We start from the raw sequence: 13,195 nt of genomic DNA on the forward strand, positions 1-13,195 counted from the left end.
CCCTCCCGTTATCGAATCATGACTGCCAAGTTGCCCGCTGTAATCATCATGGTGATAGCAAAGAAGAACATCATCCCCACTACTGCTAATGCGGCAAACACATAGATCATGCTCTTACCAATTGTGGATAAGCAGCTAATCATTGGATTGTCCCCAATGGGCTGCATGATGGCCGCAGACAAGTTGTAAATGATGGCGAGTGTCAAAATTTTAAGTGCAGGGAACAAACACAACATGATGATAATTACAACACCCGATAATCCAATTGCATTCTTTACTAACAGGGAAGCGCCTATAACTGTCTCAGTCGCATCGGAAAACATTCTTCCTACAACGGGGACAAAGTTTCCTGTGATGTACTTTGCTGTTCGGATTGTAATGCCATCTGAAACTGCACCTACGGTTCCTTGTACAGAGATAACACCTAGGAAGATGGTGACGAATACACCTAATGCACCCACCCCGATATTGCGCAATAATTTAGCAAGCTGTGTAACTTTATATTTTTCAGAGATAGAAGAGACGATGTAAAGTACGGCGGAGAAGAAGAGTAAGGGGAAAACGAAGAAGTAAATCATCGTTCCGACCGTATGAATCATAAACACGATAAGCGGATGTAAAACGGCAACAGATGTGACATTGCCCATGGAAGCTAGTAATGTCAACAGCAGCGGTACTACAGCGATCATAAAATCAATCATCGATGTAATTGCATCCTTCGCATATCCAATTGCTGCTGAGAAGGAGTTGACGGCAATAATAATGAGCACTAGATAGGATATAACGAATGCCACTTTACTTACGTTATTTTTTTCAAATGAGCTTTGTAAGGTTTCAAGGATCATTGCAAATACCGCAAGAATAACAATGGTAACCAGCAGTTTCCCGTTAGCAAGCACTTCATGAAAAAAGTAACGCAGCAGCCCTTTAAAGATTCCAGATATGGAGAAGCTTTTACCACTTGTTAAAAGTTCTTGAAAGGTCGGTGATTTCAATTCTGGGAAGTAATTCCCATTTTGCTGCATCAACTTATTCCAATATTGCTCGACGCCTTCTGTACGCAGAAGCTTCACTTGCTCAGTTACAACTGTATCTGCGGGCGTTGCACTTGCATTCACATCGATCGATCCATACAAGATAGATAATAGAAGAACGACGATTCCACAGGAGACAATTTTCGACAAGTGCTTCCATGTACGTTGCAGCATCAAGGTTCAACTCCAAGCTCTCATGTCCATTCCATTTCTATGGGAAGCGTTAAGCCGGGAGCAGCTTAATCACCGTCTCAATGATGACCGTAATAATGGGAATCGCCATGACCATAATGAGTACTTTTCCAGTTAATTCAATCTTAGAAGCGATCGATTCTAGACCTGCATCACGTACAATTTGAGCACCAAATTCAGCGATATACGCAATGCCGATAATTTTGAGAATTGTTTTGAGAAACACCATGTTTACGCCCGATTTTTGTGCTAGATCCTGCAGCACCCCAATGACTGACGATATTTTATCAATGAGAAATAAGAAGATGATAATACCGGTAAAAGTAGCAAGCAGAAAAGCAAAAATCGGTTTTTGTTCCTTGATGATCAGAATGAGGACCGTCACCAACAGACCGAGCCCCACAACTTGAATAATTTCCACCGGTTTCACCTGCTTATTGGAAGAGGAAGATCGTTTTGATTTCTTTGAACAACGTATTGAGCAAGGATACAACCATGAACAGAACGACGACAAATCCGATCAACGTGACCCAATGAGCCATATCTTCTTTCCCCATCTGCTTGAGCACCGTATGCATCATTGCGATAATAATCCCGATGCCGGCGATTTGGAAAATGGTGTTAACATCAACGTTCATTTACGGCACCTCACTAGTACATTAGAATGACGATTAATGCTCCCATTAGAACACCGAGACTGCGCCACATTTTCTCGTATCGTCCTTGTTCATCTCTGGCTCCATCTTCTTCAACTTGAAGTTGACTTATCGCGAGGCGCATATGTTTAACTTGATCCAAGCGGTCTGTCGCACCGAGTGTGCTGCCTAGCTGCAGTAAAATGTCAAGTTCACCACGTTTCATGGACGACCGTCCCCATGCCCGTTTTACTGCTTGTCCCCATATATCACTAGTTGATCTGCCTTCTGACGAATTTAGACCTTCTGCTGCTTCTATCAACATGCTAGACAACGGCTCTGTGAATGATCCTGATGCGTGCCTGAACGCTTCTGGCAACGGTGTAAAGCCATAGGAGATTTCCGTTTCTAACCGCTGAATCATGCCTATAACCTGACGGATTTGCCTCGGTCTGCGTGCATATTGCATGGCTTGATGAAATCCAAAGATGGTTCCAGCTGACAAAATCACCACAGATCCTAACAGCTTTGCAATCATCCGTCATCCGCCTTTCCTAAGCGATAAAAGCGTCCCGATGTTGCCCGATTCCCATGCTCATCAAGCACTTGAATCACCTGCTCATCCCCACGTCTGAAACCGAGAATGACATACCTTGTAAACAGCTTCTCTTCGATCAAGTCGCGAAGTACAGGACGTTTACTCACATCAGATAGACTGCTTCCATGTGCAGTTGCTATGACTCGAATACCTGCATGAAGCGCCTCATACATCGCAGTCGCATCTTCAGGTCGTCCTAACTCATCCACAACAAGGACATCCGGCGAGAGGGAACGAATCATCATCATCATTCCCTCTGCTTTCGGACAACCGTCCATAATATCTGTTCGGGGACCAAGGTCAAATCGCGGAACGCCTTGCACACTCGCCCCAATCTCCGAACGTTCATCGACAACTCCGATTTTAAGTCCAGTTGGTATAAGCTGTGCAAGGGGAGAGATTGTCCATTCCCCGTAAGAGAGACATCTGGCGAGATCACGAAGAAGAGTCGTTTTTCCTTGCTGAGGCGGTGAAATAATGAGTGTATGATAAGGTCTTCCTTCATCTGTATCCAATAAATAAGGAAGCAGCTTAATTCCCGTTCCACGTATTTCACGTGCGATACGGATATTGAAGGAGCTCACATCACGAATTGATTTCACTCTGCCATCTTCCAAAACAGTGCGACCTGCAAGTCCAACACGATGACCACCACTGCAAGTGATATAGCCTCGGCGCAGTTCTTCTTCGAAAGAATACACGGAGTGGTTCGTTAGCAGTTCCAAGAGCATCCGGCAATCTTCTCGCGAAGGTTTGTATGCCTTCTGTGAATCTTTCAATAAGGTAGAATCTTGCGCCACAAACACATATCTCCCCGCACTTAACACCTCAAGCGGCCTATCCTCTCGTATTCGAATCTCTTCTAGTTGTTCTTTCAACTTAATCGGTAGATTCGAGATGATGATTCTAAGAGAGTTCGGTAGAAGAGGTAGAATTGATGTCAACATGCAGCCATACCCCCAGGTTGTCCAGTCTCTTATCTTATTTGTATGCAACCTACAAACAAATATGACTTAATTACTTTTTTAATATGCCAATAAAAAGGCAGCTAACACCTGCAAGTAACCACAACATTTTTGAAATTGATAGTTTCTCTGCAATACCTACTAGACCAATTGTCGTCGTCGTTAAAAGTACCAATGGCCCGACAATCGCAAGTGTCGAATTAACGAGTAGTGCTTTTTCCACTTGCGCCAGTCTTAGCATAATCATCGCCGCTACAATCTCAATACAACCTGATAATACGCGCAGCGAAGCCATGCTCAGGACAATTTTATTCACCACAACAAACTCCCCTTTCCCTCCAGAACCCGTTTTCCTATCCTTATGCATGATGTGTTCTTTTTAGGATACAAGCCCTACACTGTAGCATAGAAATCATGGGCACCACCCCAGTTCCTAATGCATATGATGACTCAGGCTTAACACTATTTAAGAGAATAGCGGGGAGATTCGTATGACTTTGCCAACCTCAGAACCCTCATGGAATGGGCTGCTTAGCGATCCATCAGGCAATAGGGAAAGTAAACCAAGAACACTAGGGCAGACAATGGTGATCGACAAAGGGCTTGGTATACAGGCATTTGAAGATTTGATTACTTCTGCAGGCGCACATATCGACTTGATTAAAATTGGCTTTGGCACAGCTCCGCTTTATCCAGCATCGTTATTGCAGCGTAAAATTGAGCTTGCGAAAGCACACAACATACTCATCTACCCAGGGGGTACTTTTCTTGAAATTGCTGTCTTGCAGGGTGCTATAGATGAATTTTTCGATTCTGTGTGCCAGTTCGGTTTTAACGGGATTGAAGTATCAGACGGAACCATTCAAGTACCTCGAAACTTACGCAGTGAGCTTATAACACGTGGATTAGATCGGGGACTGCGCGTGAATACGGAATATGGGAAAAAAACGTGGGGGTCTTCCATTGAAATCGATGAGCTGATCGAAACTGTTATAATCGATAGTGGACTCGGCGCAGATTTGATTACGATCGAGGCACGAGAATCTGGTGTCGGTGTTGGAATATTCGATGGAGACGGCAAATGCTTAGATGAAGAATTGGAAAAGATTATGCGCAATATCCCCAGCCAAGATATTCTGCTGTGGGAAGCACCGCTTAAAGATCAACAAGTTCGACTTATTCAAGAGCTGGGATCAGGTGTACATCTGGGTAATATCCCACCGCAAGAAGTCATTACACTTGAGGCCATGCGTAGGGGATTACGTTCAGATACATTATTAATGGCGCAAACGCTGCGAGAGCGAAAGGAAACCATATGCAAATCGATGTCATCTCTAGCGTAAACGAGGCTAGAACAGAAGACTTTTTAAGAAAAACAGTCATAGTCATTGATGTATTACGTGCAACAAGCACAATCATCACTGCATTTGACCATGGCTGTGAAGAAATTGTTCCAGCCGAAACTGTGGGTGAAGCAAAAGCATTGCAACAAGAAGGAGACCTGCTGGGAGGAGAGCGATTTTGTCGTAAAATCATGGGGTTCCAACTTGGCAATTCGCCCTTAGAATATATGAGTCCCGTAATCGGAGGGAAACGGATCATTCTGACCACTACAAACGGAACAAAAGCCGTCCGTAGAGCACAAAAAGCAGAAAATATTCTTATCGGTTCGTTCTTAAATGGGAGAGCCTGCGCTGAAAAAGCTTCTACCTTTCATCGAGATGTTGTTCTACTTTGCGCCGGAACTAATTCTCAGTTTTCCTTAGAAGACGGACTCGCTGCAGGTTATATTGCAGAACATCTCATCAAACTTAAGCAGGATGCAGAAATGAATGATTTCGGAAGAGCTATGATTGCTTCATTCAAACAAGAGGCAGGTGATCTTAAAGGGGCTTTATCTCATAGTGTAAACGGGAAAAAGCTATGCCGGATAGGTTTTGATGAAGACGTCAATTATTGCGCAAAAATGGATCTAACGGATACTGTACCTGTATGGAATGGACATTCACTTCATGTGAGTATGCCAACAGCTCGTTCTAAAACGATTGCCCTTTCATAATATAAGATATAACTAATGAGACAAGGGGCTCCTCTTATGAACGGTGAATTATTGCTTGTGATTTTAATTATTATCGGTCTCATCGGTCGATCACCTATTATTACAACGGCGGCATGTGTGCTTCTGATTATCAAACTTATTTCCTTGGACCGTTTCTTACCGACTATTGAACGAAGAGGCTTGGAATTGGGGCTCCTGTTTCTCACAATGGGGGTACTCGTTCCATTTGCTACAGAACGTATTTCCACAAAAGATATTATTACGGTATTTACAAGTTGGCCGGGGATTATCGCTTTGACTGGAGGAGCGATCGCCACATACATGAATGGGAAAGGCTTGGAATTATTAAAAATAGACCCACAACTTATTGTGGGTCTAGTCATTGGTTCCATCATTGGAATTGTTTTTATGCGTGGCATTCCAGTTGGACCCTTGATGGCCGCTGGAATTACAGCTTTTTTACTGAAGCTATTCACCTTTATATTTGACAAGTTCAGGTGAAGCTCCATCCATGTAGTTTCACTATGAAGCGGACAAGCTTCTCGCTTAGCGACGATCGGATGGACCGCCAACAAAAACTTGCTCATGGGTATCAAGTCCGTATGCTGTATGCAGACCTTTAACTACATCTTGCAAATACTGAATATCAATAACACATGACATTTTGATCTCTGAGGTACTCACCATATTAATGGATGCTCCTAAGTCGGAGATCACTTCGAACATCTTAGCAGCAACACCTGGCGTACTTACCATACCAGCGCCAACAATCGAAACTTTAACAAGATTACCTTCAGAAGTTACTTCACGGAAACCAATCTCATTTTGAATATTCTCGATCACTTCTACCGCTTTCTCACGCTCCGTCAGCGTTGTAGAGAAGGAGAAATCTGCTACTCCATTAAGAACACCCGATTGTACAATAATATCAACATCGATCTGCGCAGTCGCAAGCGCTGTGAATACTTTTGCCAATTGACCTGGACGCTCTGGAACTCCTAAGATACTTACTCTTACTACATTTTTATCAAAAGCTATTCCACGAACTACTAAGCCTTGTTCCATCACCGCTTCCTCCTTCACGTAGGTACCCTCATTGTGTGTAAAACTTGAACGCACGACAAGTGCGACATTGTAGTTTTTCGCATATTCAACCGCGCGGGGGTGAAGTACAGCCGCCCCTAAATTCGCGAGTTCCAACATTTCATCGTAAGAAATTTCATTTAATTTACGTGCGCATTTTACAATACGCGGATCCGTCGAATAAATACCGTCAACATCGGTATAGATTTCACAAAGATCAGCTTTAATTGCCGCAGCTAGCGCAACAGCCGTTGTATCCGAACCACCGCGTCCAAGAGTCGTAATCTCTCCATCTTCCGACATACCTTGGAAACCAGCAACAATGACCACTTTGTTCTCTTCTACTGCTCTCAATATACGATGAGGCTGAATATCAGAAATTCGCGCTTTACCATGTGTTGAATCTGTAATCATTCCAGCTTGCCAACCTGTATATGAAACCGCTTCTTGGCCTAAGGACTGGATTGCCATCGATAACAAAGATACCGATATTTGCTCACCCGTTGTCAGCAGCATGTCCATCTCCCGTGCAGGAGGTGTATCATTACATATTTGTTTACTTAGATCAATCAAATCATCTGTTGTATCCCCCATAGCAGACACGACAACCACACATCGATGTCCTTCAGCCTGGCGATCTACAACACGTCTTGCTACTCGTTTCATGCGCTCTGCATCACCGACAGAGCTGCCTCCAAATTTCATCACGATAAGAGACAAAGCTGTTCACTCCCCACCCATGCATTTTCTATTCTACATTCGAATTGGCATAATAATAGTCGATTATATCACATGTATTTTGAATTGTGGTAGAAAAAAAGAGCAGCCCCGAAAGTCTATTCAGACTTTTGGAACCGCCCTTATTCCCTTATTATGCGCGGGAAATATATTTACCTTCACGTGTATCAATTAGAAGCACATCTTCATCACTGATGAACATCGGCACTTGAACGTTAAGGCCAGTCTCAACCTTCGCATTCTTTGTTGCACCTTGAGCTGTATTTCCTTTAACACCTGGTTCTGTTTCGATAACTTTAAGCTCAACAGAGTTCGGCAAGTTAATACCAAGAATTTCACCTTGGTAGCTCATGATTTGAATCATCATGTTCTCTTTTAAGAAGTTCAATTCCCACTCCAATTGGCTAGCAGGAAGTTCGATTTGGTCATAAGTTTCAGTGTCCATGAATGTATATTCAGAACCACTTGCATACAAGTACTGCATTTCGCGGTTTTCAATATGAGCACGTCCAACGTTCTCACCTGCACGGAATGTTTTCTCTACTGTATTACCGTTACGTAAGTTTTTAAGTTTGGAGCGAACGAACGCCGCGCCTTTACCTGGTTTAACGTGTTGGAAATCAAGAACAGTGAATAAATCATGATCCACTTCAATTGTAAGGCCTGTTTTAAATTCGTTTACTGAAATCACTAAAAATTACCTCCTGAAAATTAATCGATTATGAGTAGTTCTTTGGTCGACTTCGTTAGAATATGAATGCCTGATTCTTGAATCACTACATCATCTTCGATACGCACTCCACCGAAACCTGGCAAGTAAATTCCAGGTTCAACTGTAACGACCATGCCTGGTACAAGTACAGTGCTATTACGTTTCGCAAGACCTGGGCTTTCGTGCACTTCCATACCAAGTCCATGTCCTGTCGAGTGTCCGAATTGGTCACCATAACCATATTTTGCAATGATATCACGAGCAAGTGCATCGCCTTGCTCACCAGTCATACCTGCAGTCAAATGGTTTACACAGTTAAGCTGTGCTTCTAACACAATATTATAAATTTCTTTGTGTTTATCCGTTGGTTGACCCAGAACAACCGTACGCGTAATGTCGGAACAATATCCTTTATAATACGCTCCAAAGTCCAATTTTACAAATTCATTATTACCCAGCAAACGGTCACTTGCTACACCATGAGGCAAAGCAGAACGTTCGCCTGATGCAACGATTGTATTGAACGATGAAGAAGTTCCACCATTTTCACGAATGAAAATTTCAATGTCCAGTGCAATTCTTTTTTCAGATACACCAGGTTTTAATTTGGTTAAAATGTACGAAAAAGTGCGATCAGCCAAGTCAGCTGCTTCTTGCATGATTTGCAGTTCACCCGCATCTTTAATCATACGCAAGTTCTCTACATAACCTGTGCAAGGTACAAGCTCAATACCTTCCAGATCACCATCATAGGTTTTAAAGGTAGCAAAAGTCATATGGCTTTGTTCAAATCCAAGTTGCTTAATTCCATGCTGCTCTAAAAGCTCTTTAATCGTAGCGGTAACACCTTTAACATGTTCGATTACTTCAAAATGGGTCGCTTCATTACGCGCTTGGATCATATAACGGAAATCCGTTAATAAAATAGCACGATCAGCAGTCACAAGTACATACCCGGATGATCCGCTAAATCCTGTCATATAAGAGCGGTTATACGCATTCGTAATTAACAAAGCTGGAAGTTCAGCTTGTTTCATTGCTGCTCTCAATCGTTCAATACGCTTAGCTTGCATGTAAGATTCCCCATTTCCTATTGATTCAAATAACGATTTAAAGCAAGTAAACCGAGTTCATAGCCATAAGGCCCAAATCCCGCAATTTGTCCAATAACGACAGGTGCCGTGACTGAAATGTGTCGGAATTCTTCTCGCTTATGTATGTTGGATAAATGAATCTCAACTGCTGGAACATCTATTGATCCAAGGGCATCGCGTATGGCATAACTATAATGAGTAAACGCCCCAGGGTTAATCATAATCCCATCCATCGTCCCATGTGCCTCATGAATGGCATCAATTAAGACTCCTTCATGATTGGATTGAACGAAAGTCAGATCAAGTCCCAGCTCAACTGCTTGTACCCGTAAATTTTGTTCAATCGTCTGCAAGGTTACATTACCATAAACACCAGGCTCACGAATACCAAGCATGTTCAAATTCGGTCCATTTATAATAAGTACTTTTTTCATGAAGGACCTCCTGGATCGTTATGTCCACAAAATGGAATTACACACTTTACCGTAGACATTTTACCATAAGTCACTCACTTGTGTACAACGTCTTTTTTCAAGATGAAAGGGGTTCATCTTCTAAATGAATGGTTAAGAAGTTTGCTGGTTTCCAGAAGCCTTTTTATTCGGTTCACGCTCACTTTCATTCGTAAATTCGAATGAGATCGAATAACCAATAAACAGTCCCCACAAAACGAACAAGCACAGTTCTGTTAAAATCGTAGTTAGCCCAAGTGTCGTAATACCCTCTATCATACCAGTCAATGGACCGATTAATAAAAATATAAGGCACCACCAAAGTGCCCCATATACAAGTCCTGGCCATGGACCGATTAATTTGGAGCATAAGAACATATAGATGTAAGAAGCAATAATGGAAAACACAATGAAACTGCCAAGGCCTACTAGGCACCCTCTCCATTGTTCCAAAAATTGATGTAAAAAGAACGGCTCAACCATAAATCCAGGAACAACAGTAGTAAATTGAAAGTAATATTCCACAATTTTAAGTAAGCCCCAGATTAATCCTGCAAAAAAGCCAATATACAAGGCGAAAAGGCCTCGATGGGTGTTCACGTTGTTGTTTAATTTACCTTTCATTCTCTCATCCTCTTCTCTAAGCGTTTTTCCAATAGTATGTGCAAACATTCCCACTATTATCGGTAGCTTTCTCCATCTAATTCCGCTACAATAAAGGGAAAAACTTCGAAAATTTACGAGACAAGAGAAGGTGAAACGGATGTCGCAAAACAATGCTGTATATGGAGGCCAAGCCGTCATTGAAGGTGTCATGTTTGCCGGTCGAAAGGTGCATGTAACGGCTGTACGTGCAAAAGATGGCTCCATTCAATACTTAGAGGTTCCCAAAAAGGAGATCCCGTGGGTCAATAAACTAAAAAGAATCCCATTCGTTCGTGGCATCGTTGGCATCATCGAATCCAGCGCCAAAGGTGCGCAGCACATGAATTTCGCAATGGAATCTTTTGCGGATGAGGAGCCAAAAGAGGAGAAAGAAGAAAAAAAGGCTGGACTTATGTCGAATCTTTCTATGATTCTTGGCGTAGCCGTTGTTGGGGTTATCTCCTTTTTATTTGGTAAGTTTGTTATGACGCTTGTGCCTGCTGCAATTGAAGGCTTTATTTTCGGGAAAATGTTTACCAATCAAATCGGGCACAACTTAATAGAAGGTGTCATTAAGATTGCGCTCTTAATTGGATATATTTATTCGATATCATTAACACCGATGGTCAAACGATTATTCCAATATCATGGCGCCGAACACAAAGTCATCTCTGCTTATGAAGCTGGCCTTGACCTCACAGTAGCTAATGTTCAGAAGTTTTCAACCCTGCATTACCGTTGTGGGTCGTCATTTATCGTGTTCACTGTCATTGTTGGCGTTATTATTTATTCATTTTTCTCTTATGATGGTATGGTTGAACGCTTATTACAGCGCATCGTCCTCATTCCAGTTGTGATTGGCGTATCTTATGAAGTTCTTCGAGTAACGAATTCGATGCGTGAAATCCCTGTTCTTCGCTATCTAGGCTATCCTGGATTGTGGATGCAGAAATTGACAACAAAAGAACCTACCGACGATCAAGTCGAAGTATCAATCGCCTCATTTAACCGGATGCGCGAGATTGATAAGCAAACTGATTAGGAGGAGATTTTTATGCAAAGACGATTTTCTTGGTTCAGTCTTGTCATTGGGGTATTCATAGTGATTGGTATTCTATCCATGACTATGCTCCTTGCCATTCCTATTCTATTAATTGGAATCGTCTTGTTCTTGATGTATCGATTTCCGCGTGTATCTTGGTGGTTGAAAAGTAAGTTTAATACGAAGAAAAATCCTTATTACCAAGCTAAAAGAACAACACAGAAACGAAGAAAGAGTCATCTCCGCGTTGTTGAAATGAAAAAAGATGATGATTCTAATGAGAGTCGACCTAAATATCACTAACACACAAAAAAACTACTGCTGAAAATGAGCAGTAGTTTTCTTTTTATCCAATAAACACCTAATCAGATTTTCTCAGCACAAAACGTTCATAATCCATCATATATGCAGCCCGGGTCCAACTCTTAAAGAACAAATCGGCGGCAGCATGACCAGCAAGGAACAGCTCTTCACTCTTCGCTGGTGCAATATTAAAATCTGTCGTCTGTACGCCTAACGTCGGAATTTTCACAGTACGAAATAAATTATGCTTCTCAATGTACCTTTCATCATGTGCATTCATCATCGTTGAGAATAAGGCCTGCAGCATCGAAATCGGCCCTTTAATCGGGTTAACTGAGATTTCGTTCTTTCCGACAAGCTGGAAACCAATTGTGGGTGAAAAATTCAATTTCGTATTTTCCTGATCAAACAGCCACAAGGGAAAATTACTTAACAACCCCCCATCTACGATATAAACACTTTGATTTTGCAGTGTTTTAGATGCGTGCGTACTGCCAAGTGATTTGCGAATCATCACGGGATCAAAGAAAAATGGAATGGAACAACTCATACGAACTGCTTTTGCAACTGAAAACTTAAGTGGATCAATACCGTAATCACGGATATCTTCGGGCAGCACAAGCAGCTTGCCTTGTGTTATGTCTGAAGCAATAATTCTTAACTGACCTGGCGCTAAATCACCAAAAGTTCGAATTCCTTTCTCTGCAAGAATACGATGCACCCAATGCTCTAACGCTTCTCCTGCATACATACCCTTCTTAATAAGCAGCCTTATGATGGGACCCACATACTTCGTGTCAAATATCCAACTTCTTTTTAGGAACGTATGGAAAGGAGTCTCGAGGATTAACTTTTTCAACTCCGCACCTGAATAACCAGCAGCAAGGCAAGCTGCGACAATTGAACCTGATGAGGTACCTGCTACATGATGGAATTCAAAACCGCGTTCCTGTGCGGCATTCACAGCACCAGCAAGTGCGATCCCCTTCATTCCACCTCCTTCAAAAACAGCATTTATACGCATCCAAGTATCCTCCTTCCCCAAAACACCCATCAGTTATATGTATGTAGGAAAGGATTGTACGCATGTTGAAAATCACAAAAAATGTTTACCAAATAAAAAAACATGCAGCCGGGCATTTGCCCAACTTGCATGCGCTTTTTCATTTCTACTTATGCATCTAATTCTGCTCGTAAATTTCGCAATTGTTCCAGTCTTGCTGGATCTCGACGAAAATATTCAACCAATGTCTCAATACATGTAATGGAGTCCCAGCTTAAGTGATGCTCAATGCCTTCGACATCTTTATATATATTCTCTTCTTGAACACCGATAACACCAAGAAAATCCTCTAGTAATGCATGACGTTCAACAAGTCTTTTCCCCATTTTCTTACCCTTAGGAGTTAAGATAAGGCCGCGATATTTTTCATAAACAAGATATTCATCTTTATCGAGCTTTTGAATCATTTTTGTAACCGAGGAGGGATGCACTTCCAGTCCTTCGGCAATGTCAGATACGCGGGCATAGCCTTTCTCATCGATCAGCTTATAAATCCGCTCTAAATAATCCTCCATGCTCGGTGTTGCCATTTTGCCGTTTCCTCCTCCGAAATCATTACTTACTGTTAAGTAATATTAAC

18 protein-coding genes are annotated in these 13,195 nt (G+C 42.1%); 5 read left to right on the forward strand and 13 right to left on the reverse strand.

All coding sequences use genetic code 11. The annotated features are described in order from the left end of the window. Nucleotides 1–8: 8 nt before the first annotated feature. The 6 genes from spoIIIAE to ACSBOP_RS14415 all read right to left on the reverse strand — a co-directional run bounded on the left by spoIIIAE (nt 9) and on the right by ACSBOP_RS14415 (nt 3,743). Complete coding sequence (gene spoIIIAE, locus ACSBOP_RS14390; protein WP_442601223.1) at nt 9–1,208, reverse strand: stage III sporulation protein AE; 1,200 nt, start codon at nt 1,206–1,208, stop codon at nt 9–11. A 49-nt stretch (nt 1,209–1,257) separates the two neighbouring features. Continuing rightward, a complete protein-coding gene (spoIIIAD, locus tag ACSBOP_RS14395) occupies nt 1,258–1,647 on the reverse strand; it encodes a stage III sporulation protein AD (protein WP_442601224.1) in 390 nt (129 codons plus the stop codon). 13 nt (nt 1,648–1,660) lie between these two features. Further along, on the reverse strand, nt 1,661–1,864 hold the full coding sequence (spoIIIAC, locus tag ACSBOP_RS14400; protein WP_258206587.1) for a stage III sporulation protein AC: 204 nt from the start codon (nt 1,862–1,864) through the stop codon (nt 1,661–1,663). Nucleotides 1,865–1,877: 13 nt separating this feature from the next. Beyond that, nucleotides 1,878–2,396 (reverse strand): stage III sporulation protein SpoIIIAB, encoded by a 519-nt coding sequence (gene spoIIIAB, locus ACSBOP_RS14405; protein ID WP_442604481.1) that lies wholly within the window; start codon nt 2,394–2,396, stop codon nt 1,878–1,880. Then, nucleotides 2,396–3,406, reverse strand: a complete 1,011-nt coding sequence (gene spoIIIAA / locus ACSBOP_RS14410; protein WP_442601225.1) for a stage III sporulation protein AA — start codon at nt 3,404–3,406, stop codon at nt 2,396–2,398. Before spoIIIAA ends, spoIIIAB begins: the two co-directional genes overlap by 1 nt. Nucleotides 3,407–3,476: 70 nt before the next feature. Next, nucleotides 3,477–3,743 carry a YqhV family protein gene (locus tag ACSBOP_RS14415; RefSeq protein WP_442601226.1) on the reverse strand — a complete coding sequence of 89 codons (267 nt, stop codon included), beginning with the start codon at nt 3,741–3,743 and terminating at the stop codon, nt 3,477–3,479. 172 nt (nt 3,744–3,915) lie between these two features. On the opposite strand from ACSBOP_RS14415, the gene ACSBOP_RS14420 reads away from it, so the two are divergent. From ACSBOP_RS14420 to ACSBOP_RS14430, 3 genes are read left to right on the forward strand one after another with little or no spacing between them, the layout of a single operon-like run. Continuing rightward, on the forward strand, nt 3,916–4,767 hold the full coding sequence (locus ACSBOP_RS14420) for a phosphosulfolactate synthase (RefSeq protein WP_442601227.1): 852 nt from the start codon (nt 3,916–3,918) through the stop codon (nt 4,765–4,767). After that, the gene (locus ACSBOP_RS14425) at nt 4,740–5,483 is read left to right on the forward strand and encodes a 2-phosphosulfolactate phosphatase (protein ID WP_442601228.1); all 744 of its coding nucleotides are present in this window, start codon (nt 4,740–4,742) and stop codon (nt 5,481–5,483) included. The genes ACSBOP_RS14420 and ACSBOP_RS14425 overlap by 28 nt, the downstream gene beginning before the upstream one ends. Before the next feature lie 36 nt (nt 5,484–5,519). Continuing rightward, on the forward strand, nt 5,520–5,984 hold the full coding sequence (locus ACSBOP_RS14430; RefSeq protein WP_442601229.1) for a DUF441 domain-containing protein: 465 nt from the start codon (nt 5,520–5,522) through the stop codon (nt 5,982–5,984). Between the two features lie 45 nt (nt 5,985–6,029). On the opposite strand, the gene ACSBOP_RS14435 is transcribed toward ACSBOP_RS14430, so the two are convergent. From ACSBOP_RS14435 to ACSBOP_RS14455, 5 genes are all read right to left on the reverse strand, one after another. Then, nucleotides 6,030–7,286 (reverse strand): aspartate kinase, encoded by a 1,257-nt coding sequence (locus tag ACSBOP_RS14435; RefSeq protein ID WP_442601230.1) that lies wholly within the window; start codon nt 7,284–7,286, stop codon nt 6,030–6,032. Nucleotides 7,287–7,437: 151 nt separating this feature from the next. Beyond that, entirely contained in the window at nt 7,438–7,995 is a 558-nt protein-coding gene (gene efp, locus ACSBOP_RS14440; protein ID WP_442601231.1) for an elongation factor P, read from the reverse strand. Nucleotides 7,996–8,015: 20 nt separating this feature from the next. Continuing rightward, a complete protein-coding gene (locus tag ACSBOP_RS14445) occupies nt 8,016–9,089 on the reverse strand; it encodes a M24 family metallopeptidase (RefSeq protein ID WP_442601232.1) in 1,074 nt (357 codons plus the stop codon). Nucleotides 9,090–9,106: 17 nt separating this feature from the next. Beyond that, the gene (gene aroQ / locus ACSBOP_RS14450; RefSeq protein WP_442601233.1) at nt 9,107–9,544 is read right to left on the reverse strand and encodes a type II 3-dehydroquinate dehydratase; all 438 of its coding nucleotides are present in this window, start codon (nt 9,542–9,544) and stop codon (nt 9,107–9,109) included. Nucleotides 9,545–9,676: 132 nt separating this feature from the next. Then, nucleotides 9,677–10,186 carry a YqhR family membrane protein gene (locus ACSBOP_RS14455; protein ID WP_442601234.1) on the reverse strand — a complete coding sequence of 170 codons (510 nt, stop codon included), beginning with the start codon at nt 10,184–10,186 and terminating at the stop codon, nt 9,677–9,679. 139 nt (nt 10,187–10,325) lie between these two features. On the opposite strand from ACSBOP_RS14455, the gene ACSBOP_RS14460 reads away from it, so the two are divergent. Both ACSBOP_RS14460 and ACSBOP_RS14465 read left to right on the forward strand, forming a co-directional pair. Further along, complete coding sequence (locus tag ACSBOP_RS14460) at nt 10,326–11,249, forward strand: DUF1385 domain-containing protein (RefSeq protein WP_442601235.1); 924 nt, start codon at nt 10,326–10,328, stop codon at nt 11,247–11,249. 12 nt (nt 11,250–11,261) lie between these two features. Continuing rightward, nucleotides 11,262–11,552, forward strand: coding sequence for a hypothetical protein (locus ACSBOP_RS14465; RefSeq protein WP_442601236.1), 291 nt, complete (start codon nt 11,262–11,264; stop codon nt 11,550–11,552). Nucleotides 11,553–11,610: 58 nt separating this feature from the next. Here the strand turns inward: ACSBOP_RS14465 and ACSBOP_RS14470 are convergent, their stop codons facing one another. Both ACSBOP_RS14470 and mntR read right to left on the reverse strand, forming a co-directional pair. After that, nucleotides 11,611–12,576, reverse strand: coding sequence for a patatin-like phospholipase family protein (locus tag ACSBOP_RS14470; protein ID WP_442601237.1), 966 nt, complete (start codon nt 12,574–12,576; stop codon nt 11,611–11,613). Between the two features lie 149 nt (nt 12,577–12,725). Next, nucleotides 12,726–13,145: a transcriptional regulator MntR gene (gene mntR / locus ACSBOP_RS14475; RefSeq protein WP_442601238.1), complete on the reverse strand. Its 420-nt coding sequence runs from the start codon at nt 13,143–13,145 to the stop codon at nt 12,726–12,728. Nucleotides 13,146–13,195: the final 50 nt, after the last annotated feature.

This window comes from Paenibacillus sp. KN14-4R (assembly GCF_052180255.1).
Lineage (GTDB): Bacteria > Bacillota > Bacilli > Paenibacillales > NBRC-103111 > Paenibacillus_AM.